The following is a 23,466-nucleotide window of genomic DNA, read 5'->3' on the forward strand; positions in this document are numbered from 1 at the left end:
CGTGTCTAATACCGCTCCCCACCTGCTGTTCCCCACCCGTATGTCCCTTCCCTCCCATGGCCCCGCGCCGTGCGACGACGCTGACGGCCACCTGGTCACCGCTGGTCCGCTGACCCCGCCGCCCGACAGCGCCGGCACCACCGCCGACGGAAAAGCGCTGCGCCACTCGATCGCCGAGGACGTGCAGGGCATGGTGCTGGCCACCATGGTGGCCTCGCTGGGGCTGGCCATCTTCGCCAAGAGCGGGCTGATGATCGGCGGCATGGCCGGCATGGCCTTTCTGCTGCACTACGCGCTGGACTGGAACTTCGGCGTGGTGTTCGTGCTGGTCAACCTGCCGTTCTACTGGGTGGCGGTGCGGCGCATGGGCTGGGAATTCACCCTGAAGACCTTCGCCGCGGTCACCGCCTGTGGCGTGCTGACCGACCTGCTGCCGCGCTGGATCGACTTCTCGCACATCCACCCGCTGTATTCGGCGATCGTCGGTGGTGCGCTGTCCGGCCTGGGCATCCTGTTCTTCATCCGCCACCGCGCCAGCCTCGGCGGCATCGGCATCCTGGCGGTGTACCTGCAGCGCACCCGCGGCTGGAGCGCGGGCAAGGTGCAGATGTCCTACGACGCCTGCCTGATGGTGGCCGCGTTCTTCGTGCTGTCGCCGTCGAAGGTGCTGTACTCGGCCATCGGCGCGGTGGTGCTCAGCCTGGTGCTGATGTTCAACCACCGCCCTGGCCGCTACATGGGCGTGTGACCGTTCAACGGGGTTGCCGGCCAGCGGCCGGCACTACCGGAACCCACGCGTGGTAACGCCGGTCCATGCCCGGCGGATATCCATCAGCGGGTGGCGGCCTGCACCCACGGCGGCGACAGCTTCAGCAGCCGCTTCTGCACCGGGCAGTCCTTGGCATGCGCACCGGGCAGGTAGCCCAAGCTCATCAGGAACTCGCCGGTGATCTCGCCGCCGGTGAAGCGGAAGGTCTTCTTGAACAGCTTCACCCAGTCGGCCTTGCTGCGCGGGTGGTGCGCATCCAGCCACGACGCGAAGCTGCCGTGGCTGGCCCGCAGCTGCTGGATCACCTGCGCGTTGTGGATCGCCGCCAGCACCTTCAGCCGGTTGCGGATGATGCCGGCGTCCGACAGCAGGCGTTCGATGTCCTGCTCGGCATAGGCTGCCACACGGTCCACATCGAAACCGTCATAGGCCGTGCGAAAGCCCTCGCGCTTCTTCAGGATCGTTTCCCAGCTCAGGCCGGCCTGGTTGATCTCCAGCACCAGTCGTTCGAACAGCTCGCGCTCGTCACGCTGCGGGAAGCCGTACTCGTTGGCGTGGTAGTAGTCGTGCACCGGATGGCCCGGGGCGATGAGGCAGTAACCGGACACGTCGAACTCCTGCGCGGTGGGACGTCATTATGCGCGCCGTGACCGTCGAGTGGAGGCGCCCGGCGCGCCCAGCCGCTAGAATGGGGCCATGCCTGTAACGCCGACCTCCCTTGCCGATCACCTGCTCGTCGCGCTGCCGTCGCTGCTCGACGCGACCTTCGCCCGCAGCGTCGCGCTGATCTGCCAGCACGACGAGAACGGGGCGATGGGCGTGCTGGTCAACCAGCCTTCCGAGTACACGCTCGGTGAAGTGCTTGCACAGATGGACATCACCACCGGCGATGGCGACCTGCAGGCGCGCATGGTGCTCAACGGCGGCCCGGTGCATCCCGAGCGCGGCTTCGTCATCCATGACGACGCGCGGGCGTGGGATTCCAGCCTGACCGTGGGCAATGGCCTGTACCTGACCACCTCGCGCGATATCCTCGAGGCGATGGCGCGAGGCGAAGGCCCGGCCAACGCCGTGGTTACCCTCGGCTGTGCCGGTTGGGGCGCAGGGCAGCTGGAAAGCGAGCTGTCCGAGAACAGCTGGCTGACCGTGCCGGCCGACGCCGAGCTGGTGTTCCAGCTGCCACTGGAGCAGCGCTGGCAGGGTGCGGCCTCGCGTATCGGCGTGGACCTGTTTCGGCTGACGGATTACAGCGGCCATGTCTGAGCCGGCCGCGCCCGCACCGGTATCTTCTGCCCCGGCGATCCGCCGTGACGGCACCGTTCTGGGTTTCGATGTCGGCTCGCGACGGATCGGCGTGGCCATCGGCAGTGCCTTCGCGGCGCATGCGCGCGCGGTGGCGGTGGTCGATGTGCATGGCAACGGCCCGGACTGGACCGCGATCGAGCGCCTGCTCAAGGAATGGAAGCCCGATGGCCTGGTGGTCGGCGACCCGCTGACCCTGGACGGCCAGGACCAGCCCAACCGCAAGCGCGCGCAGGGCTTTGCCCGCCAGCTGCGGGAACGCTTCAAGCTGCCCGTGGTGATGATCGACGAGCGCTCCAGCTCGGTCGAAGCCGCCCGCCGCTTCGCCGTCGAGCGCGCCGAAGGGCGCAAGCGCCGCCGCGATGCGGCCGCCCTCGATGCCGTGGCCGCGGCGGTGATCATCGACCGCTGGCTGTCGTCGCCGGACGACGCCACCCCCATTCCCTGACTACCGACACCCGCCATGACTGCCCAGCAAATCGATGCCTCCGGACGCCTGCGCCACCTGCTGACCCTGGAGGGCCTGCCGCGCGAAACCCTGTTGCAGCTGCTGGACCGGGCAGGGCAGATCCGCGATGCTGCGGTCGGTCGCGTCGGCAACAAGCGCCACGTATTGGGCGGTTCGGCGGTGTGCACGCTGTTCTTCGAACCGTCCACGCGCACCCGCAGTTCGTTCCAGCTGGCCGCGCAGCGCCTGGGCGCCGACGTGCTGAACTTCGATGCCTCGACCTCGTCCACGCGCAAGGGCGAAACCGCCTGCGACACGCTGCGCAACCTGGAAGCGATGGGCGTGCGTGGCTTCGTCGTGCGCCATCCCGATGACGGCGCCGTGGCCGCCCTGGCCGAAGCGGCGGGCGAGGGCACTGCGCTGATCAACGCCGGTGACGGCCGCAGTTCGCACCCGACCCAGGGCCTGTTGGACATGCTGACCCTGCGCCAGGCCAAGGGCCCGGATTTCTCGAAGCTGAAGGTGGTGATTGTCGGCGACGTGAAGCACTCGCGCGTGGCCCGCACGGATCTGCACGCGCTGCGCACGCTTGGCGTGGGCGAGATCCGCGTGTGCGGCCCGCAGTCGCTGCTGCCGGACGACGAGACGCTGAAGGGCTGTGTGGTCGGCGATGATTTCGATGCGATGCTGGAAGGCGTCGACGCGCTGATGATGCTGCGCCTGCAGCGCGAGCGCATGGAAGAAGGCCTGGTGCCGTCGCTGGAGCAGTACCACGCACAGTACGGCCTGACCAATGAGCGCCTGGCACGCGCCGGCAAGGATGCCGCGGTGCTGCACCCGGGCCCGATCAACCGCGGCGTGGAAGTGACCGACGAGGTGGCCGACGGCCCGCAGTCGTGGGTACTGCGCCAGGTCGCCAACGGCGTCGCCGTGCGCATGGCCGTGCTGGAAACCCTGCTGGGCTGATGCCCGCTCTGGTAGGTGTCAACCTTGGTTGACACACTTACCGCGCGGCTTGACCGCGCACCGCTCTGGTAGATGCCAACCTTGGTTGGCACTATCTATCCGCGCCCAAGTTGTCGAGCGGATCACACGAAGCCCCGAGCTCCCATTCGCACCATGCGTGGGGATATTGCCCCAGCCGCGTCGTCAGCCCGGCCCTGATCGGATTTCCCATCAGATACATCGCATGCCGGTGCAACGATTCGTCAGAGCGGATTGCATGATCGTGATAGCACGCCTGCCAGACGCGCCCGATCCGCCCCAGCAAGCGATTTGCCTGCTGGGCTGTGCGCGACTTGAAGCGCTTCATGACGGTTTCCAGCGTCCCCGCGCGCAGTTCGACCAGCCAGTGGATGTGGTCGGGCATGACCACGTAGGCGATCGAGCGGGTGAAGCCTTCCTGATCCAGTCGCTGGAATTCGCGCATTGCCAAGGCGGCCGCTGCGGCGTTGGTGAAGAGCGGTGCGCGGTCATGGACGACGGTGGTGAGGATATAGCTGAGGCCGATGCTGGAGCGACGACCGAGCAGGAGACGTGTGTTCTGCATGGAGCAAGCATGGACAGGCCTGCTTCCAATGAACATCGGGGAATGGCTTGGATTCAGGTAGGCCAGTGCCAACCAAGGTTGGCAACTACCAGAGCAGTCAATGCCAACCAAGGTTGGCAGCTACCAGGGGCTGTGGCTCAGCGCTTCTGCGCGAACAGCCACGCCCACATTGCCGGGTCCGCATAGGTGGCATCCCAGGCGTTGTGGTTGCCTTCCGGGTACTCGGTATAGCGCATGTCGCGTGCATTGGTGGCCAGGAAGGCGCTGTGAAGCCGGCGGTCGTCGTCCGGTGGGACCACGTCATCCAGTGCGCCGTGGAAGATCCAGATCGGGGTGTGCCGCAGGCGCTGGGCGATGGTCGCGTACGGGTCGGGCTCCTGCGCGACCTGCTCGACGAACAGGGTCGGGCGCACCGCACGCGGGGCCAGTACCGCGCCGCACACCGGCACGATCGCCGCGAAGCGGCGTGGGTCGTCCAGCGCGATGTCCCAGCTGCCATAGCCTCCCATCGACATGCCGGTCAGGTACTGGCGCGCCGGGTCGGCACCGAACTCGGCGATGGCGGCGTCCAGCGCAGCCAGCGCCACGCGGTTGTTGCGTCCGCTCCATTCCTCGCGCCCCGGCACCTGCGGAAATACGGCCAGCGCCGGGAAATCGGCCGCATGCGCGCGCAGGTACGGTCCCAATCCAGCGTGGGTCTGCTTGACGCCATCGCCGCCGCGCTCGCCGGAGCCATGCAGGAACAGCACGACCGGCAGCGAGCCCGGCGTGCGCGCCGATGCCGCCGGAATGAACACCTGGTAGTAAGCCGTTTCGCCATCCACCTTCACTGCGCGGGCCTCGAAGCGACCGCGCGCGCTGTCCGGCAGCGAGGCACAGCCCGTCATCATCAGAAAGGCCAGCAGCGGCAGCCAGCGCGACATCGAACGGACCATGGGCGTTCCCGAGGCGGTAGGGTCACCCGCATCGTAGTCCGGCGTGGGTCAACGCAGCATCATGCGCCGCGTCACTCCGGCCGCGGGAAGCTGGCGATGATGTCCAGCTGCTCCTGTGCTTCTGCATTGCCTTCGGCAGCGGCGGCCTGTACCTGTGCCATGTCCGGATGCAGCACCACCAGCAGCGGGTTCTCGCAGACCGGGCAGTCGTACTCGGTGGCGTCCTCGTCCAGCTCCATCACCATGGCCCGCGAGCAGCCCTTCCATTCACAGGCCGGGCAGGTGTGCTGCTGGTCGCGCCAGCCGGGCAGGAAGTAGTTTTCGATTGTCGTTGCCATGGGGGATCCAGTTGGGATCGGGCCAGAGCCCCGCGCAGCGGGGATCCGACCCTTGAGACGGTCAGTGCAGCAGCACCAGGGTGGCCAGGCCGAGGAAGGTGAAGAAGCCCATCGAGTCGGTCACGGCGGTCAGGAAGATGCCGCTGGCCAGCGCCGGGTCGAAGCCGAAGCGTTTCAGCGTCAACGGCACCAGCACGCCCGCCAATGCAGCGAACAGGAGGTTGCAGGTCAGCGCGATGGCGATCACCGCCGACAACCCGGGCGAGTGGAACCAGGCCAGCACGATCAGGCCCAGCACCGAACCCAGCATCACGCCGTTCAGCAGCGCGACGCGCACTTCCTTCCACAGCAGGGTGCGGGCGTTGGAGGCGCCCACTTGGCCCAGCGCCAGGCCGCGCACCATCAGGGCCAGCACCTGGGTACCGGCGTTGCCACCGAGGCCGGCGACGATCGGCATCAGCACCGCCAGCGCCACCAGTTTGTCGATCGTGCCTTCGAAATGGCCGACCACGCTGGAGGCCAGGAAGGCCGTGCACAGGTTCACCGACAGCCACATCAGGCGGCGGCGCATCGCGCGCCAGACCGGGCTGAACAGATCCTCGTCCTCGTCCAGGCCGGCGGCGCCCAGCGCCTGGTGCTCGGCCTGGCCGCGGATGATGTCGACCACGTCATCGATGGTGATGCGGCCGACCAGGATGTTGTTGTCATCCACCACCGGCGCGGAGATCCAGTCGTGGTCGGAGAACTGGCGGGCGACTTCCTGGTCGCTCTCGCCGACGTCGATGGCTGGCTGCTCGTCGTCGATCAGGCGGTTGATCGGGGTGGTGTCCTCGTGGGTCACCAGTGCCGCCAGCGACACCCGGCCGAGGTACTGGTGGCGGCGGCTGACCACGAACAGATGGTCGGTGTGGTCGGGCAGTTCACCGCGCAGGCGCAGGTAGCGCAGCACGACGTCGACATTGACGTCGGCGCGCACGGTCACCACGTCCGGGTTCATCAGGCGGCCGGCACTGTCCTCTGGATAGGACAGCACCTGTTCCAGGCGCTCACGGTTCTCGCGGTCCATCGACTTGAGGACTTCGTCGATGACCGTGTCCGGCAGGTCCTCGACCAGGTCGGCCAGGTCGTCGATGTCCAGGTCTTCGACCGCGGCGATGATCTCGTCCGGGTCCATGTCCGCGAGCAGGCTTTCGCGCACGTCGTCGCCGACGTGGACCAGCACCTCGCCGTCATCTTCCGGATCGACCAGGCCCCACACCACCTCGCGCTTGCCCGGTGGCAGTGACTCGAGCAGGTTGCCGATCTCGGCCGGGGCCAGGGTGTTGACCAGGCGACGCACCGGGCCCAGCCGGCCGCTGTCCAGTGCATCGGACAACATCCGCAGTTGGCGCGCAGTCTTGTCGTGGCGTACAGCTTCAGCCATCGCAGCTCCCGCGGGTATAAGAAAAGCCGCGATCCCGGCAAGGATGCGGCAACAGGGGTGTTCAGCGCGTCATTATCGCAAGGGGATGTTTCAACGCATACCCCGCTGGCCTGCGGCCACCGGGGTCCACGCATTCAACCTTATCCCCGCGCCTGTCGGCGCGCCCCTTGAACAACAAGGGGCTGTTTCTGCGGATCGAATCTGCGTCGGGCCAGCGGCCAGCGGGGTCCACAAATTCCGCCGGGCCATGCCCGGCGAGCGCGTGGCGCGGAAATCAGGACGCGTCCGCCACCAGCGCCAGCCAGCGCTCGATGGCGCGGCGGTCGCGCGCGGCCAGCAGCTTGGGCGCGCGTGCACGCAACGTCGCCAGATCGGCCTCGCGGATCGCGCGGCGGACCTCGAGCAGGGTGCCGGGATGCAGACTGAATTCGGTCAGGCCCAGTGCCAGCAGCAGTGGCGTCATCCGCGCATCGCCGGCCATCTCGCCGCAGACCGCCACCGGGATGCGGTGGCGCGCGCCGGTCTCGATCACCATCTGCAGCAGCCGCAGCACCGCCGGGTGCAACGGCGAATACAGCTCGCCCAGCGCTTCATTGTTGCGGTCGGCCGCCAGCAGGTACTGCACCAGGTCATTGGTACCGATCGACAGGAAATCGACCAGGTCGATGAAGCTTTCCAGCGCCAGTGCAGCGGCCGGGACTTCGATCATCGCGCCCAGTGGCACGTGGTCGGACACCATGTGGCCTTCGCTGCGCAGCTGTTCGGTCAGCTTGAGCATGCGCCGGCGCACCGCCAGCAGCTCCTCGCGGGTGCTGACCATCGGCACCAGCACCCGCAGCTTGCCGTAGGCCGAGGCGCGCAGGATCGCGCGCAGCTGGGTGTCGGCTACCTTCGGCCGTGCCAGCGACAGGCGTACGCCACGCAGGCCGAGCGCCGGGTTTTCCTCGTTGCTCAGGGTCAGGCCGGTGCGATCAGCCTTGTCCGCGCCCAGGTCGAGGGTGCGGATGGTCACCGGTCGCCCGCTCATGCCCAGGGCGGCATCGCGGTAGGTCTGGAACTGTTCTTCTTCGTCGGGCAGCTCGTTGCGCTGCAGGAACAGGAATTCGGTGCGGTACAGGCCCAGGCCGTGGGCGCCCAGCGCATGCGCCTGGGTCACGTCCTCCAGCGATTCGGCATTGGCCAGCAGGGCGATGTCGACCTGGTCGCGGGTGCGGCTGGGCTTGCTGCGCAGGCGGCCGAGCTCGCGCTGTTCGCGCGCGTGTTCCTTCAGTCGTGCGCGATAGTCGCGCAGATTATCGGCCTGTGGATTGGCGGTGATGCTGCCGTCGGCGCCATCGATGATCAGCACGTCGCCATCGGCGATGCGGCTGAGAAGCTGCGGCACGTTGACGATCAAGGGCAGGTGCAGGCTGCGCGCAAGGATCGCGCTGTGCGAGAGCGCGCTGCCGGCGGCGGTGACGATGCCGACTACGCCCTGTGCCTGGAGCTGTGCCAGTTCAGAGGGCGCGATGTTGTCGCAGACCAGGATCTCGCCGGCCAGGCCTTTCACCGCAGGTGGGCGTTCGGGCTGCAGGAAGGCATGGATGCGGCCGATCACATGGTCGAGGTCGTCCATGCGGCTCTTCAGGTAGGCATCGTCCATCCCGTCGAAGACCTTGGCCAGGCGGTCGCGCTGCAGGCGCAATGCATAGCCGGCGCTGTACGGTCCGCTGCGGATCAGTTCGTCCAGGCCATAGAGCAGCTCGGGATCGTCCAGCAGCAGCGCATGCAGGTCGAGGAACTCACCCACTTCCTGGTTCAGGGCCCCATGCAGGCGCTGGCGCAGCTCGTGCATCTCCGTGCGTGCGGCATCCACCGCGCGATGCAGGCAGGCCAGCTCGGCCTCGACCTGGTTGGCGGCAACGCGCTGCTCGGCCACTTCCAGTGCATGCGGCAGGCGCACGCGGGCGCGGCCCATTGCCGTGCCGCGGGCGGCACCGTGGCCCGCCAGCAGCAGTACCGGCCGTTGGCCGGAAGGGGGCTGGCCGGCGCGTGCGCGTGGCACGCTCAGCTGTCCTCGTCGAAACGGCGTTCGAACAGGCCGACCACCGCCTCCATCGCGGCGGCTTCGTCCTCGCCATTGATGCGCACGGTGACCGGGGTGCCCTGGCCGGCGGCCAGCAGCATCACGCCCATGATGCTCTTGGCGTTGATCTCACGGCCTTTGGCGGCCATGGTCACGTTGCAGCGGAACGGCGCCAGGGTCTGCACCAGCTTGGCGGTGGCCCGGGCGTGCAGGCCCAGGCGGTTGCTCACGGTGAGTTCTCGTTCAAGCATCGTCGACTATCGCTCCATTACGGGTACCCGCCGCGGCTGTGGCGGGCAGTTGATCCAGTCCCTGTTCCGGATAATTCATCACCCGCAGCAACATCGGCAGGCTCAGCGCCGACACCCGGCGAACCGGGGTCCCCAGCCGGGCCAGCTGCCCGGCAAGGTTGGCGGGGCTGGCGCCGTACAGGTCGGTCAGGATCAGCACACCGTCACCCCCATCGACCCGCCGCAGGGCGGCCGAGGCGAGCGGGAGCAGGGCGTCCAGGTCTGCGTCGAACGGTACTTCGAAAGCTTCGGTTTTCAGCGGCAATTGCCGCAGGAGCCGGGTCGCCACGTCAAGCAGGGCGGTCCCGACCCCGGGATGTGTTACGAGGAGAATGCCACAGGTCATTACTGCACGTTAACAGGTCAAGGTGAATTGGCGATAGCAGCAGGAGAGGGGCACTGTGTCCCGTATTCAGCGATGCTCGGATCGGAGCCCTTTTTCTGTTGAAAAGGGATCCGACCCTGCCCGTTTTTTGATGCCTGACAGAGATTCATCCACGCATGGCGTGGATCTACCGTGTCGACCAGGGTCGACACCTACCAACAGCAGCAGAGATCTGTCAGAGGTGGGGCGGTCTGGATCTGCAGGACCGTTGGCGCCATGGATGGCGCCATCGAGCCCCCAGGGACGGGTTTACGGCGTGTCCTGCAGATCCAGACCGCCCCGCATCCCTCGAAATGCAGGCGTTTGACGTTGCCGTTGCCGTTGCCTTGGCCTCGGCGGGTGCCGGGCGCAGCCCGGCCGACCCCCTCAATCCTGTTCGCGGTGGTAGGTCGCCACGTCTTCCCAGCCCATCTCGCGGGCATGCCGGGCCATGCGCTCGGCCAGGAACACCGACCGGTGCTTGCCGCCGGTGCAGCCGAACGCCACGGTTACATAACTGCGGGTGCCATCCCCCAGCTTCGGCAGCCAGGTATCGAGGAAGTCCATCAGCTGGGCCACGTAGCGCTGCACATCCGGCTGTGCTTCCAGGTAATCGCGCACGCCGGGTTCGCGACCGCTCATCGCCCGCAGGTCCGGATCCCAGTGCGGGTTGGGCAGCACCCGTGCGTCGAACACGAAGTCTGCTTCGGCCGGCACGCCACGCTTGTAGGCAAACGATTCGAACAACAGCGACAGGCTGGTGGCATGGCCCATCGCGAACTCGGTGACGATGCGACGGCGCAGCTGGTGCACATTGAGGCTGCTGGTATCGATCACCGCATCGGCGTCGCGCCGCAGCGGCGCGGTCAGTTCGCGTTCGCGGGCGATGGCTTCGGGCAGGGACAGCCCCAGCTGGCTCAACGGATGGCGGCGGCGGGTGTCTGCGTAGCGCTTGAGCAGCGTCTCGTCGCTGGCTTCGAAGAACAGCACCTTCACCTCCACGCCGGCGTCGGCGGCCAGCTGCCGCCAGTCGCCCAGCTGGCTCAGGTCGGCCTGCCCACGCACGTCGATGCCTACGGCCAGCCGGCGCGGTGCACTGCGGCCGCGATTGGCCAGCAGGCTGCGTACGAAGTCCGGCAGCAGGTTGATCGGCAGGTTGTCCGAGCAGTAGTAGTCCTGGTCCTCGAAGGTCTTCAGGGCGACGGATTTACCCGAGCCGGACAGGCCGCTGACGATGATCAGGGTCGGGGCGGAGGGGGGGACGGTGCTCATGGACAGGCTCTTCGAAGGGCAGGGGGTCAGGGCGTTCGCCGTTCCAGCAGGTTGCTGTGGCGGGCGATGAACATCGCCGCCGGGTCGATGCCCTTGGTCCGCAGGATATGCAGGCGGGTGGCCGCCTCGGTCAGCACGGCCAGATTGCGGCCGGGCATCACCGGCAGCGTGATCAGCGGCACGTCCAGGTCCAGCACATGGCGGGTGCCCGAATCGCCGGTCAGGCGCTCGTAGCCATGCGGAGTGGGTTCGGTCATCGGCTTGGTCAGGTGGACGATCAGCCGAAGGTACTTGTTCTTCTTTACAGCCGTGTCGCCGAACATCTCGCGCACGTTCAACACGCCCAGGCCGCGCACTTCCAGCAGGTCCTGCAGCAGTTCGGGGCAGGTGCCGTCGAGCACGTCGGGTGCGATCTGGGTGAACTCGGGCGCATCGTCGGCCACCAGGCGATGGCCACGGCTGAGCAGCTCCAGCGCCAGCTCGCTCTTGCCGGACCCCGCTTCGCCGGTGATCAGCACGCCGATGGAGTAGATCTCCATGAACACGCCATGCAGGATCACCCGCGGCGCCAGCGTACGCGCCAGGTGGTAGGACAGGTGGTTGAGCAGTTCGTGGCCGCGCTTGGGCGAGAGCCACAACGGGGTGCCGGATTCATCGGCGGCGGCACGCAGGTCTTCCGGGCACGCCTGGTTGCGGGTCAGCACCAGTGCCAGTGGGTGCGACTGCATGATTTTTTCGATCGTTTCCCAACGCTGGCGCGGTTCCAGCGCATCCAGCCAGGACAGTTCCTCGGTACCGAGGATCTGCACCTTGTTGGGATAGATCGCATTGAGGTAGCCGGCCAGCGAGGGGCGCCGCGAGACCGTATTGCCGGCCTCCAGCTCGCGCTTCTCGCCGGATTTGCCTGCAGCCCAGCGCAGCCCCAGCCGCTCGCGCTGCTGTTCGAACAGTTCACGGGCGGTGATGCTGGTATTCATGCGGCACTCGCAGGTGGGGTCATGTCCAGTGCCTTGCGCAGGGCCCGCGCGTCGCCTGCCTGGCGCAGGGCCTGGCGGATATCCGCCGCCGAGAACAATTCGGCAAGCTCGGACAGCAGCATCAGGTGCTGGTGGGTGTAGTGGGCGGGAACGGCCATCGCGAACACCAGGTCCACCGGCTCGTCGCCACCGAAGTCGACCGGGCTGGTCAGGCGCAACAGGGCGCCACGCGGGCGGTCCAGGGTCGGCGCGCGGCCGTGGGGAATGGCGATGCCGTGGCCGATCGCGGTGCTGCCCAGCGCTTCGCGCTGGCACAGGTTCAGATAGATCTGTTCGGCGTTGGCCTGGCGGCAGGCCAGCAACCCGGCGGCGGCCTGCAGGACGCTGTCACGGTCGGTGGCCGTGCAGAGCTGGGTCTGCACGGCCGCCAGGAGGTCAGTCAGGGGCATGTCTGCGGGGAACGGTGGCGATCAGCCACCATTGTCGCCCACCGGCAGCGGTGCGTGCTGCTGTTTTTTCTCCTTGTGCTTGATCACCAGGCGGTCAAGCTTGTCCGCAAGCAGGTCGATTGCGGCGTACATGGTCTGGCCGGCGGCCTCGGCGTGCAGGGTCTGTCCCGGGATATTGAGGCTGGCGTCGACGTGGTGCTCGGTCTTCTGCAGCTTGAGGGTCACCCGCGCTTCGCAGTGCTGGTCGAAGTGTTTGCCGATCCGGGCCAGCTTCTCCTCTACATAGGACTGCAGGGCCGGGGTGACTTCGACATCTTTGCCAAACGTTTCGATGCGCATCGGGTTTCTCCTGTGTTCGGATGTGCCAATGAACCTCTCCGCCGGGCGCGGCGGCGCGTCAAGCGATTCTGACCCTTTCGTGCGAGGCGGAAATGTTCATGGCTTCACGATACTTCGCCACGGTGCGTCGCGCTACTGGAATTCCCGACGATTTGAGCAGGTCAGCCAGCTTGGCGTCAGAAAGTGGCTTGCGCGGGTTCTCGTCGTCGATCAGGCGGCGGATCATCGCCTGGATGGCGGTGCTGGATGCTTCGCCGCCGCCCTCGGTATCGATGCCCGAGGCGAAGAAGGCGCGCAGCGGCAGGGTGCCGCGCGGGGTACGCACGTGCTTGCGCGCGATCGCGCGCGACACTGTGGATTCGTGCAGGCCGAGCTCGGCGGCGATCTCGCGCAGGGTCAGCGGGCGCAGGGCCTGCTCGCCGAACTCCAGGAAACCGGCCTGCTGCAGGATCAGGCTGCGCACCACCCGCAGCAGGGTCTCGCCACGCTGCTGCAGGCCCTTCAGCAGCCAGCGCGCTTCCTGCAGCTGGGCGCGCAGGTAGCCCGCGTCGGCGTCACCACAGCGACGGATCAGCTGTTCGTAGCCGCGATGGATCACCACCTTCGGCCCGGCGTGCCCGGCCAGCGCCGCACACCACACGCCGTTCTGCCGCCACACCACCACGTCCGGCACCACGTAGGTGTCCTGCGACAGGGGGGCGATCTGGGTACCCGGGCGCGGGTCCAGCGAGCGCAGCAGGGCGACCGCCGTCTCGACCTCGTCCACGGGTTGTTTCAGTTCGTGGGCGAGCCCGGCGACGCCGCTGCGCGGCAACCGCTCCAGCGGTCCTGCGGCAATCTGTCGCGCCAGCAGCAGGCCCGGCGTTTCATCGGGCAGCACGTCCAGCTGCAGCTGCAGGCATTCGCCGAGCGTGCGTGCAGCCACACCGACCGGATCGAAACGCTGGATGCGATGCAGCACGGCAAGGATCTCGTCCTCGTCGGCGTGGATCGCCGGCAACAGGGTTTCGGCGATGGTGCCCAGCGGTTCGCGCAGGTAGCCGTCATCGTCCAGTGCATCGATCAGCGCCGCGCCGATGCTGCGATCGCTGGCAGAAAGATGCGACAGGTGCAGCTGCCACAGCAGGTGGTCGGCGAGCGTCTCGGTTTCGGCCACGCGTTCGGCGGCGCTGCCGGTATCGTCGTCATCATCGAAGCTGCCACCGCTGCCGGTCGCCGTCCAGTCCAGTTCGGCCGGCGCCCAATCGTCGCCTTCATCGCTGCGTTCTGCAGGCGCTTCGTTGTCGTTGCCATCGCTGCCTTCATTGGCGGCGCTGCTGTCATTGCTATCGGCCCAGTCCAGCAGTGGGTTGCTCTCCACTGCCTGCGCGATCTCCAGCTCCAGCTCGGTGGTCGACATCTGCAGCAGCTTGATCGCCTGCTGCAACTGGGGCGTGAGCACCAGTTGCTGTCCCAACGATGTCTGCAGCCGAGTCTTCATGCCTGTGCCGAAAGGAAGGAAAGGGACCCGGCGACCGCAGTCACAGCTTGAAGGAATCCCCAAGGTAGACCCGACGCACGTCGGCATTGTCCAGGATCGCCTCCGGCGAACCCTGGGCCAGCACGCTGCCCTCGGCGAGGATATACGCGCGGTCGCAGATACCCAAGGTCTCGCGCACATTGTGGTCGGTGATCAACACGCCGATGCCACGCTGCTTGAGATGGGTGACGATGCGCTGGATCTCGCCGACCGAAATCGGGTCGACACCGGCGAACGGTTCGTCGAGCAGGATCAGGCGCGGCTGCGCGGCCAGTGCGCGGGCGATCTCGCAGCGGCGGCGTTCGCCACCGGACAGGCTGGCGCCGAGCTGGTCGGCGACATGGCCCAGCTGCAGTTCGTCGAGCAGGCCGTTCAATTCGCGCTCGCGGCCGGCCGAGTCCAGGTCCTCGCGCAGTTCAAGCACCAGGCGGATGTTGTCTGCCACGGTCAACTTGCGGAACACCGAGGGTTCCTGCGGCAGGTAGCCCACACCCTGCTTGGCGCGGGTGTACATCGGGTCACCGGTGATGTCCTTGCCGTCGAGCACGATGCTGCCGGCATCGGCGGCGACCAGGCCGACGATCATGTAGAAACAGGTGGTCTTGCCGGCGCCGTTGGGGCCGAGCAGGCCCACCACTTCACCCGCATCGAGGGTCAGCCCGAAGTCCTTGACCACTTCGCGCTGCTTGTACGTCTTGCGCAGGCCCTTGGCGACGAGCATTACTTCTTGCTCCCGGCCGGCTGTGCCGGCGTGGCGGCCCTGGGTTGTGCCGCCGGCGCGGCCGGGGTCTTGTTCTTCGGCGGGATGACGGTGCGCACGCGGCTGCCGTCACCACCGGAGTTCATCTCGCCGGTACGGGTGTTGTAGACCATGCGCTGGCCGGCATTGGTGCCGCGCGCGCTGGTGACCTTGTAGTTGCCGGTCAGGGTGATGATCTCGGTCTTGATGTCGTAATCGATGCGGTCAGCCAGCGCGTCCATCCAGGTGCCGTCATCAAGCTGCTGCTTCATCTTGGCCTGCTTGCCGGTGAACACCACGCGCACGGCCTCGCCGTCCTTGAGGTAGATCTCGGCCTCGGACGAGCGCAGGTCCAGCGTGCCCTGAGTGATGATCACGCCCTGCGACAGCACGGTCTTGCCGTCGCCGGTGAGCATGCCGGACTGGGCGCCGGAATCGATGTGCATGTCTTCGTTGCGGTCGGTGGACTTGGCGAAGGCGGCGCTGGGGACAAGAAGAGCGAGCGCGAGTACGGCGGCAAAGGGAATCTTCATCGGGGTCCGTTCTACCGGTGAGGGCCTCCCGGGCGGGCCGGGGGCGGAGGGTGGGGCTGCCGGCCCTGCGCCTGTCCGGAGACGTCGCGGGCTGGCGGCGGAATCAGCGTTTGGGCGTGTAGCGGCCCTTGGACTGGCTGAGGAAATGATACGTGTTGTTCTTCGAATCCACCTCAAAGCCGACGCCGGACTGTTCCATGCCCGGGCGGGTCATGGTGACCAGCGCATCGGTGCGGGCACGGTTCTCCTTCGGGAACACGTCCAGGTGGTCGGTGCGGAAGGTGGTCGGCACCACGCCCGGGCCCGCCGGGCTGTCGCCGGCGACATTGCCGCGCAGCTTCATCTCGTCGCCCTTGGCGCTGAGCCAGCCGGTCTCGGCACGCAGGGTCCAGTGCTTGCCATCCTTGGCCGGCATCTCGAACAGCGGGGTGGCGATGTTGATGGTCTGGTCGCCGCGCTGGCGTTCCAGCAGCGGTGCGCGCAGGGTGGTCGATTCCTTGCCGTGCTCATCCAGGGCGACAATCTGGAAGTCATGCAGGATGTAATCCACGCCGACCTCCTGGCCGGCACTGGCCGGGCCCTTGTCGCGGTTGCGCAGCGCCGCCCAGCTGCTGAGCAGTGCCGCCAGCAGCAGGCCGATGCCGAGCAGGGTGCGCCAGTTCAAGGTGGGCAGGTTCATGCGCCGAACCTCGCCAGCACCGCATCCACGCGGCCCTGAGCGGCCAGCAGGATGTCGCACAGCTCACGGGCTGCGCCACGGCCGCCATCGGCGCGGGTCTGCCAGTGCACGCGCTCGGCGATCCACGGGTGGGCGTTGGCCGGGGCCACGGCCAGGCCGACCGAACCCAGCGGCGCCAGGTCGGGCAGGTCATCGCCCATGAACGCCACCTGTTCCAGGCCGATGCCGTGCTGCGCACACAGCGCCTGCACGCTGGCCAGCTTGTCGCCCACGGCGATCTGGGTATCGATGCCGAGGTCGGCGCCGCGCTTGAGCGCGGACTGGCTGTTGCGCGCGGTGATCAGCACGGGATGGATGCCGTGCTGCTGCAGCAGTTTCAGGCCCAGGCCGTCCTGCACGAAGTACGCCTTGCTCTCGTTGCCGTCCTTGTCGTAGTACAGCCGACCGTCGGTGAGGGTGCCGTCCACGTCGAAGCAGGCCAGGCGGATCTGGGCCGCAGCGGCATGCAGGTGGGCGGGGAAGGCGGGCAGGGGGGACCAGGGCATCAGGGCGGCAGGCTCGTTGTGGGCGGGTGCGGCGTTACAGACTGAATGGGGTCTATGGACTGTCGGTTAAACCACCCGGGCCCGCAACAGGTCATGAATGTTCAGGGCGCCGACTGCGCGGCCCTGGCCATCAACCACGATCAGGCCATTGATTTTCTGGGTTTCCATCTGCCGGGCGGCCTCTACTGCCAGCTGGTCGGCGCCGATGGTGCGCGGGTTGCGGGTCATTACATCGGCGATCTTCGCGGTGCGCACGTCCAGCGCGCTGTCCAGCGCACGGCGCAGGTCGCCGTCGGTGAACAGGCCGATCAGCACGCCGTCGGCGTCGACCACGGCGGTCATGCCCAGCCGCTTGCGGCTCATCTCCATCAGCGCTTCGCTGAGGCTGGCGTCGGCGCCCACGCTGGGCAGGTCGTCGCCGGTGTGCATGACGTCGGTGATGTGCAGCAGCAGGCGGCGGCCGAGGCTGCCGGCCGGGTGAGAACGGGCGAAGTCATCGGCGGTGAAGCCACGTGCGTCGAGCAGGGCCACGGCCAGCGCATCGCCCATCGCCAGCGAGGCGGTGGTGCTGGAGGTGGGCGCCAGCGCCAGCGGGCAGGCCTCGGCCGGCACGCTCACGTCCAGGTGGACGTCGGCGGCGGTAGCCAGGCTGGACTGCGCACGGCCGGTCATGGAAATTAGTACGTTGCCCTGGCGCTTGAGCACCGGCAGCAGCATCAGCACCTCGTCCGATTCGCCCGAATAGGACAGGGCCAGCACCACGTCGTCCTCGGTGATCATGCCGAGATCGCCGTGGCCGGCTTCGCCGGGGTGCACGTAGAACGCCGGCGTTCCGGTAGAGGCCAGGGTAGCGGCGATCTTGCGGGCGATATGCCCGGACTTGCCCATGCCGGTGGCGACCACCCGGCCACGGCTGGCCAGGATCGCCTGGCAGGCCTGCTGGAAGGCCTCGCCGAGGCGGTCGGCCACCGCATCCAGCGCCTGCCGCTCGATCTCGAAGACGCGGCGGCCGCTGGCGACCAGGCCGGCAGGATCGACGGAACGGGGGGGCAACAGGGATTCGGCCATGCGGACGCCACGCAGCGGAAGTAGAATGGAGGCACATTTTATTAGGAAAGCCCGTTGGACGCCGACACCATCCGCAATCTGATCGAAACCGGCCTTCCCGGCGCCCGCGCCGACGTGCAGGGCGACGATGGCGTGCATTTCGAAGCGACCGTGGTCTGCGAGGCCTTCGCCGGCAAGATGCCGCTGGCCCGCCACCGCATGGTGTATGCCACCCTGGGCGACCTGATGGGCGGCGCGATCCACGCGCTGGCGCTGAAAACCGTGACCCCGGCCGAAGCCGGCTGAACCGCAGAAGATCCCGAATACATGGCCAAGATCGTTGTGACCGGCGGCGCTGCGCTGCACGGTGAAGTGAGCATCTCCGGCGCCAAGAACGCCGTCCTCCCCATTCTCTGCGCGACCCTGCTGGCCGATGAGCCGGTGGAGATCACCAACGTGCCGCACCTGCACGACGTGGTCACCACGGTGAAGCTGCTGGGCGAGCTGGGCGCCAAGGTCACCATCGACCAGGGCACGCTGTCGCGTGGCAGTGCGATCGTGGTCGATCCGCGCTCGGTGAACCAGCATGTTGCGCCGTACGAGCTGGTCAAGACCATGCGCGCCTCGATCCTGGTGCTGGGCCCGCTGCTGGCGCGCTTCGGCGCGGCGGAAGTGTCGCTGCCCGGCGGCTGCGCGATCGGTTCGCGCCCGGTTGACCAGCACATCAAGGGCCTGCAGGCGCTGGGCGCCGAGATCGTGGTCGAGAACGGCTTCATCAAGGCCACCGCCAAGCGCCTGAAGGGTGGCCACTTCACCTTCGACATGGTCAGCGTCACCGGCACCGAGAATGTGCTGATGGGCGCGGTGCTGGCTGAAGGCACCACCATCCTCGACAACTGCGCGATGGAACCGGAAGTGACCGATCTGGCGCACTGCCTGATCGCCCTTGGCGCGAAGATCGAAGGCCTGGGCACCGCCCGCCTGGTCATCGAAGGCGTCGAGCGCCTGTCCGGTGGCCGTCACGAAGTGCTGCCCGACCGCATCGAGACCGGCACCTTCCTGGTCGCTGCGGCGATGACCGGCGGCAAGGTCACGGTGAACCGTGCGCGCCCGAGCACCATGGATGCCGTGCTGTCCAAGCTGGTCGAGGCCGGTGCGAAGATCGACACCACCGACGACAGCATCACCCTGGACATGCAGGGCAAGCGGCCGAAGGCGGTCAACCTGACCACCGCGCCGTACCCGGCGTTCCCGACCGACATGCAGGCGCAGTTCATGGCACTCAACTGCGTGGCCGACGGTGTGGGCGTGATCAACGAAACGATCTTCGAGAACCGTTTCATGCACGTCAACGAACTGCTGCGCCTGGGCGCGGACATCCAGGTCGAAGGCCACACCGCCATCGTGCGTGGCAGCGAGCACCTGAGTGGCGCACCGGTGATGGCGACCGACCTGCGTGCGTCGGCGTCGCTGATCCTGGCCGGCCTGATGGCCAGCGGCGACACCACCATCGACCGCATCTACCACCTTGATCGTGGCTACGAGAACATCGAAGAGAAGCTGTCTTCGCTCGGCGCCACCATCCGGCGCGTGCCATGATCCTGCGCGGCAAGTTCAGCCCGCGCCGCAAGGCGCTGCTGGCCCTGGTGCTGATCGTGCTGGCGTGGCTGGGCTACGCCTGGTACGCCAACATCGCCATCACCCAGGGCATCGAGCAGAAGGACATGGACTGGAACGGCGACGGCACGGTCACGCGTGACGAGATCATCGAGTCGTTCTATGCGGTTGCGGTGAACGACAGCCAGGACGGCAACCGCCATTGCCGTACGTTTGTCTGGCGCAGCACCGGCGAGCAGATCCGCGTGGACTGCCGCACCGAGTTCACGCCGGCCGCGGCCGACGAAAAGAAGTAAGCAGAACGCCCGCGAAAGCGGGCGTTTTTTTACGGTAGATCCACGCCATGCGTGGATGAAGGCGCCGGGTCGCTGTCGGGGTCAGGAGCCCTTCCCGTTGGAAAGGGATCCGACCGCGGGCGCTCAGTTCATCGCCTTGATGGTCAGGTCCAGCGCATCGCGGCCGCTCTCACGCTGCAGCATCCGCGCCGGCACCGGGAATTCCGGTACGATCCAGGCGATCAGCTCCTTGTTGCCATCGGCACGCGAGACCTTCGTGGCCTCGTAGCTCTTGCCGCCCACGGTGATCGACTCTTTGCCGATCACGCGGTAGGTCATGTTCTTGATCCGGCCCTCGTCCACCATGCGGTAGGTCAGCGGCTTGCCGGCCGCCAGGTCACGGGCGATCGCCAGGTTGATCAGCAGCGCATCCATGTCACCGGACTTCAGAGCAATCGGTCCGGCGCGGTCCGGCTTGATGTCGCCGGTCCAGGTGGCCTGGTTGCTGCTCCAGTTGTAGGTGGCCTGCACGTTGCGCTTCTTCACCAGCAGGGCCGAACGGTCCTGGCTGCTGAGCGGGCGCAGCTGGCCGCGCACTTCCTCGAACACGGTGCTCTGGCTGAGGTCGGCCAGCTGGTTCTTCACCTGCAGGCTGTAGCGCCACTTGTTGGCGCCTTCGCTGGACAGGGTCATGGTGCCGTTGGCCTGCATGCCCATGTAGCTGGCCAGGTAGTCGGCCTTGAACGGCTCCAGCGCCATGGCCGGCAGGCTGGCCACAGTCAGGGCAGCGGCTGCGATCCAGGTGAGGGGGCGGGTCAGGGTGTTCATGCTCAGACTCCTTGGTATTCGATCAGGCGCAGGTCGACGCGGTCTTCGCCGTCTTCGCGTTGCAGGATGCGCACCGGGGTGGGGACACCGTTGGCGATCCAGAGGATGGTTTCGTTGTTGCCGCCGTTGGTCCGGTAGACCCGCAGCGCGTTGTAGGACAGGTCGCCGACCTCGACGTTCTCGGTCTGCGGCGCGGCCTGGTAATCGTGCTGGCGGACCTTGCCCATGTCCACGTAGCGGTAATGCATGGCGGCGCCCGGGCGGGCGTCGCGCATGATCGCCAGGTTGATCAGCAGTGCGCTCTGGTCGCCCGGCTGCAGCGGGATCGGCTGCGCACGTTCCTTCTTGACGTCACCGGTCCACTGCGCGGTACCGGCCTGCCAGTTGTAGGTGCCCACGGCCTTCTTGCCGAGGAACAGGCCCTTGCGCACCGTGCTCTGGCTGAGCGGTGCGTAGACGCCACTGCGCTCTTCGAACACCGTGCTCTGCTCGATGTTCAGGCCGAGCACGCTGGCAAAGCCGCGGCGGCCGACCACCTGCATGTCCACCCGCCACTGGCTGCCGCCGGTGTGGGTGACCTGCATGCTGGCATCACCTGCTTCCTTGCCCTTGTAGAAGGCCTGGTAGGTGGCGGTGAACGGCTGCAGCGGCGGCGGCTCCCAGGCCAGTGCCGGCAACAGCGGCACGCTGGGCTCGTTCGGTGGCAGCGCAGTGGGTGCGGGTGGCGGTGCCGGTGAAGCAGCAGGCGGCTGCGCCTGGCCCCAGCCCACGCCGGGAAGCACGGCAAGCGACAACAGCAGTGAAGTGGACAGCAGCGTCGTGGTCTTCATGGGGGACAGGGGCCGCAGGAGGGGGCAGGATGCCAGCCCCGCAGTCAGCGGGGCGTGTGCAAGGGCGTTACTGGTTCAGGTTTCCGGCGGAATCTAGGGCCAGGGGGCTAAACAGGGGGTGACCGTCCAACCAGGGCTGGCCCTCCCGTTCAGCCAGGCGACCCGCGCACAGCAGCTGCAGCGTAGCGATCAGCAGCGGGTGCTCCACCGCCAGTACCCGCTCGGCCAGGCTGCGCGCGTCGTCGCCCGGCAGCACGGGAACCCGTGCCTGCGCCAGTACGGCTCCGGCATCCAGCTCCGGCACTACCAGGTGCACGCTGGCACCGTGCTCGGCATCGCCGGCCTGCAGCGCCCGCGCGTGGGTGTCCAGGCCCTTGTGCAGCGGCAGCAGCGACGGGTGGATGTTGACCAGGTGGCCAGCGAAGCGCTGCACGAAGGCCGGACCCAGGATGCGCATGTAGCCGGCGCAGACGATCCAGTCCGGCTGTACTGCTGCCAGCGCATTGCCCAGTGCCTGCTCGTAGGCGGCGCGGTCGCTGAACGCCTTCGGCGCATGCGCCCAGCGCAGGGCCGGTGCGACGCGCTGTAGTGCTTCTGCAGCGGGGCGGTCGGAGAACACGCCGACCACCTTGGCCGGCAGGCGGCCGCTGCCGATCGCGTCGAGGATGGCCTGCAGGTTGCTGCCGCGGCCCGAGGCGAGCACGGCGATGCGGGTTGGGGCGGTCATTGCAGGGAACTCCGGCGGATCAGTGGCCAGGTCAACAGGCTGCCGACGGTCGCCATCAGCATGTCGGCATGCGCATCCCACAGGTCACCCTGCTGGCCGTTGTAGGCCTCGGCGGCATCCGGAGACAGCGCCAGCGCGATGGCCCATTCGAACCATTCGTAGACCAGGCTGGCGCACGTCACCGTCATCACCGCCAGGGTGAAGGCCTGGCCCAGCCGCAGTGCTGGCCACGCGTGGCGCGCCAGCTGCAGCAGCGCGGGGGTGAAGCAGACACCGAACAGGAAGTGGATGAGGCGGTCGAAGTGATTGCGCTGCCAGCCGAACGCCGCATTGGGTGACCAGCCGGTCAGCGCCTGCGCCCAGGCGTCGTAGGGCACGTTGGAATACAGCCAGCGCGCCGCCACGCAGTGCAGAGCGATGAAGCCGCAGATGGCGATGAAAGCGCCATCGCCCAGCCAGCCACCGCGACGGTCGACCCATAGCAGGGCGACCAGCCCGACCACGGTCAACGTGCTGTGCAGGGCCTGCTCGGTGGGCCACAGCGGGTGGATCCAGCTGATCGCGAAGACCGCCAGTACGGCGGCGAAGGCCAGCTTCTTCGGGCCCGAGAAGCGGTGGCGGGTGGGTGAGACGGTCGTTGAGAAGGCGGGCGAGGACATGTCGGGTCGATCAGGGAAGGGCGGCTGTCTGCCCACGGGCTCAGACACTGAGATGGTCGCCGCGGTCGAACAGCGCAGCCATCTCCGGCTTGCACAGGAACACCCAGGCATAGGCGGTCAACGCCATGCCCAGTGGGCCAGCCAGCACAGCCAGCCACGCCGCGCGCTGGCACCAGGCCAGGCCCGTGCGGCGTGAAAGCAGGCGCGCGGTATGCAGCTGCACGAAGCCCAGCAACGCAGCCAGCAGGGCGATCGAGGCATAGACTGTGGTCAGCAGCCAGGCATCGTCCAGCCCGCGTGAGTGGGCCACCCATCCACTGAGGCCAAGGAACGCCACTGCGGCGACACAGTGGAAACCGGCCAGGGCGTAGAACAGCACGCTCAGTGTCTGCAGATGGCTGACCCGCTGCAGCTGCGCCAGGGTCCGATGCGGCAGTGGCGGTGGATTGCCTGAGGCGGTCATGCGGTCGTGGTGGGAGCGTCGAAGGCAGCCTTGACCTGCGGACGCAGCAGAGTGATCAGGCTGAACACCCCCAGCACCGTGCCGACCGGCGTGAACAGGCAGGCCAGGCCAGCCGCGATCAGGCACAGCAGATGGCGGCGACGGCGGGCCAGGCAGCGGCCGGCATAGGCCACGAACGCGCCCAGCGCGATGCCGCCGAACACGACGACGCAGCCGAGAACAGTGAACACCCAGCCCATCAGGCGCTGTTCCTCCGGCGAGGAGGGCTCGCCGCCGGACTTCATCGGCAGGCTGCCGGTCAACGCAGCGATGCCGATCACGATGTGCAGGATGAAGATCAGCGAGAACAGCACGATCAGGCCACCGACCACGTAGTGTGCGATGACCAGCATGCGCAGGTGGTCGGCATCCTGCGCGCTGAACGGCGGTACCGTCACCAGCGGCGGCGGCACGGGGGCGGGCGACAAGGGGGGCGATGCGTCCAT

31 protein-coding genes are annotated in these 23,466 nt (G+C 67.5%); 7 read left to right on the plus strand and 24 right to left on the minus strand.

Annotated features, from left to right (window positions below; translation table 11 throughout):
• Positions 1–40 precede the first annotated feature (40 nt).
• Positions 41–748, plus strand: coding sequence for a YitT family protein (locus ACZK0Z_RS05315; RefSeq protein ID WP_049427633.1), 708 nt, complete (start codon positions 41–43; stop codon positions 746–748).
• 83 nt (positions 749–831) lie between these two features.
• Here ACZK0Z_RS05315 and ACZK0Z_RS05320 read toward each other — a convergent pair whose 3' ends face one another.
• Positions 832–1,377, minus strand: coding sequence for a DNA-3-methyladenine glycosylase I (locus ACZK0Z_RS05320; RefSeq protein ID WP_197633052.1), 546 nt, complete (start codon positions 1,375–1,377; stop codon positions 832–834).
• A gap of 88 nt (positions 1,378–1,465) precedes the next feature.
• Between ACZK0Z_RS05320 and ACZK0Z_RS05325 the strand changes: the two genes are divergently transcribed.
• From ACZK0Z_RS05325 to ACZK0Z_RS05335, 3 genes are read left to right on the plus strand one after another with little or no spacing between them, the layout of a single operon-like run.
• Complete coding sequence (locus ACZK0Z_RS05325; protein WP_049427628.1) at positions 1,466–2,032, plus strand: YqgE/AlgH family protein; 567 nt, start codon at positions 1,466–1,468, stop codon at positions 2,030–2,032.
• The gene (ruvX, locus tag ACZK0Z_RS05330; protein ID WP_049427627.1) at positions 2,025–2,519 is read left to right on the plus strand and encodes a Holliday junction resolvase RuvX; all 495 of its coding nucleotides are present in this window, start codon (positions 2,025–2,027) and stop codon (positions 2,517–2,519) included. Before ACZK0Z_RS05325 ends, ruvX begins: the two co-directional genes overlap by 8 nt.
• Positions 2,520–2,534: 15 nt before the next feature.
• Complete coding sequence (locus tag ACZK0Z_RS05335) at positions 2,535–3,485, plus strand: aspartate carbamoyltransferase catalytic subunit (protein WP_197633054.1); 951 nt, start codon at positions 2,535–2,537, stop codon at positions 3,483–3,485.
• A gap of 91 nt (positions 3,486–3,576) precedes the next feature.
• On the opposite strand, the gene ACZK0Z_RS05340 is transcribed toward ACZK0Z_RS05335, so the two are convergent.
• From ACZK0Z_RS05340 to ACZK0Z_RS05420, 17 genes are all read right to left on the minus strand, one after another.
• The gene (locus tag ACZK0Z_RS05340; protein ID WP_049427631.1) at positions 3,577–4,068 is read right to left on the minus strand and encodes an REP-associated tyrosine transposase; all 492 of its coding nucleotides are present in this window, start codon (positions 4,066–4,068) and stop codon (positions 3,577–3,579) included.
• A 137-nt stretch (positions 4,069–4,205) separates the two neighbouring features.
• Complete coding sequence (locus tag ACZK0Z_RS05345) at positions 4,206–5,003, minus strand: carboxylesterase family protein (protein WP_080354970.1); 798 nt, start codon at positions 5,001–5,003, stop codon at positions 4,206–4,208.
• Between the two features lie 71 nt (positions 5,004–5,074).
• Complete coding sequence (locus ACZK0Z_RS05350; protein ID WP_049427625.1) at positions 5,075–5,341, minus strand: hypothetical protein; 267 nt, start codon at positions 5,339–5,341, stop codon at positions 5,075–5,077.
• A gap of 61 nt (positions 5,342–5,402) precedes the next feature.
• Entirely contained in the window at positions 5,403–6,764 is a 1,362-nt protein-coding gene (gene mgtE, locus ACZK0Z_RS05355) for a magnesium transporter (protein ID WP_010483662.1), read from the minus strand.
• 274 nt (positions 6,765–7,038) lie between these two features.
• Entirely contained in the window at positions 7,039–8,808 is a 1,770-nt protein-coding gene (gene ptsP / locus ACZK0Z_RS05360) for a phosphoenolpyruvate--protein phosphotransferase (protein WP_197633056.1), read from the minus strand.
• A 2-nt stretch (positions 8,809–8,810) separates the two neighbouring features.
• Entirely contained in the window at positions 8,811–9,080 is a 270-nt protein-coding gene (locus ACZK0Z_RS05365; protein WP_005408385.1) for an HPr family phosphocarrier protein, read from the minus strand.
• Positions 9,073–9,465: a PTS sugar transporter subunit IIA gene (locus ACZK0Z_RS05370; protein WP_005408386.1), complete on the minus strand. Its 393-nt coding sequence runs from the start codon at positions 9,463–9,465 to the stop codon at positions 9,073–9,075. Before ACZK0Z_RS05370 ends, ACZK0Z_RS05365 begins: the two co-directional genes overlap by 8 nt.
• Positions 9,466–9,870: 405 nt before the next feature.
• Positions 9,871–10,755, minus strand: coding sequence for an RNase adapter RapZ (rapZ, locus tag ACZK0Z_RS05375; protein ID WP_049427492.1), 885 nt, complete (start codon positions 10,753–10,755; stop codon positions 9,871–9,873).
• Between the two features lie 26 nt (positions 10,756–10,781).
• Positions 10,782–11,732, minus strand: a complete 951-nt coding sequence (gene hprK, locus ACZK0Z_RS05380) for an HPr(Ser) kinase/phosphatase (RefSeq protein ID WP_005408388.1) — start codon at positions 11,730–11,732, stop codon at positions 10,782–10,784.
• Positions 11,729–12,181 carry a PTS sugar transporter subunit IIA gene (locus ACZK0Z_RS05385; protein WP_049427489.1) on the minus strand — a complete coding sequence of 151 codons (453 nt, stop codon included), beginning with the start codon at positions 12,179–12,181 and terminating at the stop codon, positions 11,729–11,731. Before ACZK0Z_RS05385 ends, hprK begins: the two co-directional genes overlap by 4 nt.
• 21 nt (positions 12,182–12,202) lie before the next feature.
• Positions 12,203–12,520 (minus strand): ribosome hibernation-promoting factor, HPF/YfiA family, encoded by a 318-nt coding sequence (gene hpf, locus ACZK0Z_RS05390; protein ID WP_197633058.1) that lies wholly within the window; start codon positions 12,518–12,520, stop codon positions 12,203–12,205.
• 58 nt (positions 12,521–12,578) lie between these two features.
• Positions 12,579–14,000 (minus strand): RNA polymerase factor sigma-54, encoded by a 1,422-nt coding sequence (locus ACZK0Z_RS05395; protein ID WP_049427487.1) that lies wholly within the window; start codon positions 13,998–14,000, stop codon positions 12,579–12,581.
• Positions 14,001–14,040: 40 nt separating this feature from the next.
• Positions 14,041–14,760, minus strand: coding sequence for an LPS export ABC transporter ATP-binding protein (gene lptB / locus ACZK0Z_RS05400; RefSeq protein WP_049427486.1), 720 nt, complete (start codon positions 14,758–14,760; stop codon positions 14,041–14,043).
• On the minus strand, positions 14,760–15,311 hold the full coding sequence (gene lptA / locus ACZK0Z_RS05405; RefSeq protein WP_049427484.1) for a lipopolysaccharide transport periplasmic protein LptA: 552 nt from the start codon (positions 15,309–15,311) through the stop codon (positions 14,760–14,762). The genes lptB and lptA overlap by 1 nt, the downstream gene beginning before the upstream one ends.
• Positions 15,312–15,414: 103 nt before the next feature.
• On the minus strand, positions 15,415–15,990 hold the full coding sequence (gene lptC / locus ACZK0Z_RS05410; RefSeq protein WP_197633060.1) for an LPS export ABC transporter periplasmic protein LptC: 576 nt from the start codon (positions 15,988–15,990) through the stop codon (positions 15,415–15,417).
• Positions 15,987–16,535, minus strand: coding sequence for an HAD hydrolase family protein (locus ACZK0Z_RS05415; protein WP_197633062.1), 549 nt, complete (start codon positions 16,533–16,535; stop codon positions 15,987–15,989). The genes lptC and ACZK0Z_RS05415 overlap by 4 nt, the downstream gene beginning before the upstream one ends.
• A 66-nt stretch (positions 16,536–16,601) precedes the next feature.
• Positions 16,602–17,603, minus strand: a complete 1,002-nt coding sequence (locus ACZK0Z_RS05420) for a KpsF/GutQ family sugar-phosphate isomerase (protein ID WP_197633064.1) — start codon at positions 17,601–17,603, stop codon at positions 16,602–16,604.
• A 54-nt stretch (positions 17,604–17,657) separates the two neighbouring features.
• On the opposite strand from ACZK0Z_RS05420, the gene ACZK0Z_RS05425 reads away from it, so the two are divergent.
• The 3 genes from ACZK0Z_RS05425 to ACZK0Z_RS05435 are packed head-to-tail and all read left to right on the plus strand — an operon-like array spanning position 17,658 to position 19,495.
• Positions 17,658–17,888, plus strand: a complete 231-nt coding sequence (locus tag ACZK0Z_RS05425; protein ID WP_005408396.1) for a BolA family protein — start codon at positions 17,658–17,660, stop codon at positions 17,886–17,888.
• A 21-nt stretch (positions 17,889–17,909) separates the two neighbouring features.
• Positions 17,910–19,181, plus strand: coding sequence for a UDP-N-acetylglucosamine 1-carboxyvinyltransferase (murA, locus tag ACZK0Z_RS05430; RefSeq protein WP_049427476.1), 1,272 nt, complete (start codon positions 17,910–17,912; stop codon positions 19,179–19,181).
• Positions 19,178–19,495 (plus strand): hypothetical protein, encoded by a 318-nt coding sequence (locus tag ACZK0Z_RS05435; RefSeq protein WP_049427475.1) that lies wholly within the window; start codon positions 19,178–19,180, stop codon positions 19,493–19,495. The genes murA and ACZK0Z_RS05435 overlap by 4 nt, the downstream gene beginning before the upstream one ends.
• Positions 19,496–19,618: 123 nt before the next feature.
• On the opposite strand, the gene ACZK0Z_RS05440 is transcribed toward ACZK0Z_RS05435, so the two are convergent.
• From ACZK0Z_RS05440 to ACZK0Z_RS05465, 6 genes are all read right to left on the minus strand, one after another.
• A complete protein-coding gene (locus tag ACZK0Z_RS05440) occupies positions 19,619–20,302 on the minus strand; it encodes a DUF3108 domain-containing protein (RefSeq protein ID WP_197633066.1) in 684 nt (227 codons plus the stop codon).
• 2 nt (positions 20,303–20,304) lie between these two features.
• Positions 20,305–21,132 (minus strand): DUF3108 domain-containing protein, encoded by an 828-nt coding sequence (locus ACZK0Z_RS05445; RefSeq protein WP_049427470.1) that lies wholly within the window; start codon positions 21,130–21,132, stop codon positions 20,305–20,307.
• Positions 21,133–21,199: 67 nt separating this feature from the next.
• Positions 21,200–21,859: a phosphoribosylglycinamide formyltransferase gene (gene purN, locus ACZK0Z_RS05450; RefSeq protein WP_197633068.1), complete on the minus strand. Its 660-nt coding sequence runs from the start codon at positions 21,857–21,859 to the stop codon at positions 21,200–21,202.
• The gene (locus ACZK0Z_RS05455) at positions 21,856–22,518 is read right to left on the minus strand and encodes a DUF2238 domain-containing protein (protein WP_478449466.1); all 663 of its coding nucleotides are present in this window, start codon (positions 22,516–22,518) and stop codon (positions 21,856–21,858) included. The genes purN and ACZK0Z_RS05455 overlap by 4 nt, the downstream gene beginning before the upstream one ends.
• 40 nt (positions 22,519–22,558) lie before the next feature.
• Positions 22,559–22,981 (minus strand): hypothetical protein, encoded by a 423-nt coding sequence (locus tag ACZK0Z_RS05460; protein WP_197633070.1) that lies wholly within the window; start codon positions 22,979–22,981, stop codon positions 22,559–22,561.
• Positions 22,978–23,466, minus strand: coding sequence for a hypothetical protein (locus ACZK0Z_RS05465; RefSeq protein WP_049427463.1), 489 nt, complete (start codon positions 23,464–23,466; stop codon positions 22,978–22,980). Before ACZK0Z_RS05465 ends, ACZK0Z_RS05460 begins: the two co-directional genes overlap by 4 nt.

Source organism: Stenotrophomonas sp. 116085_Sma, assembly GCF_056479585.1.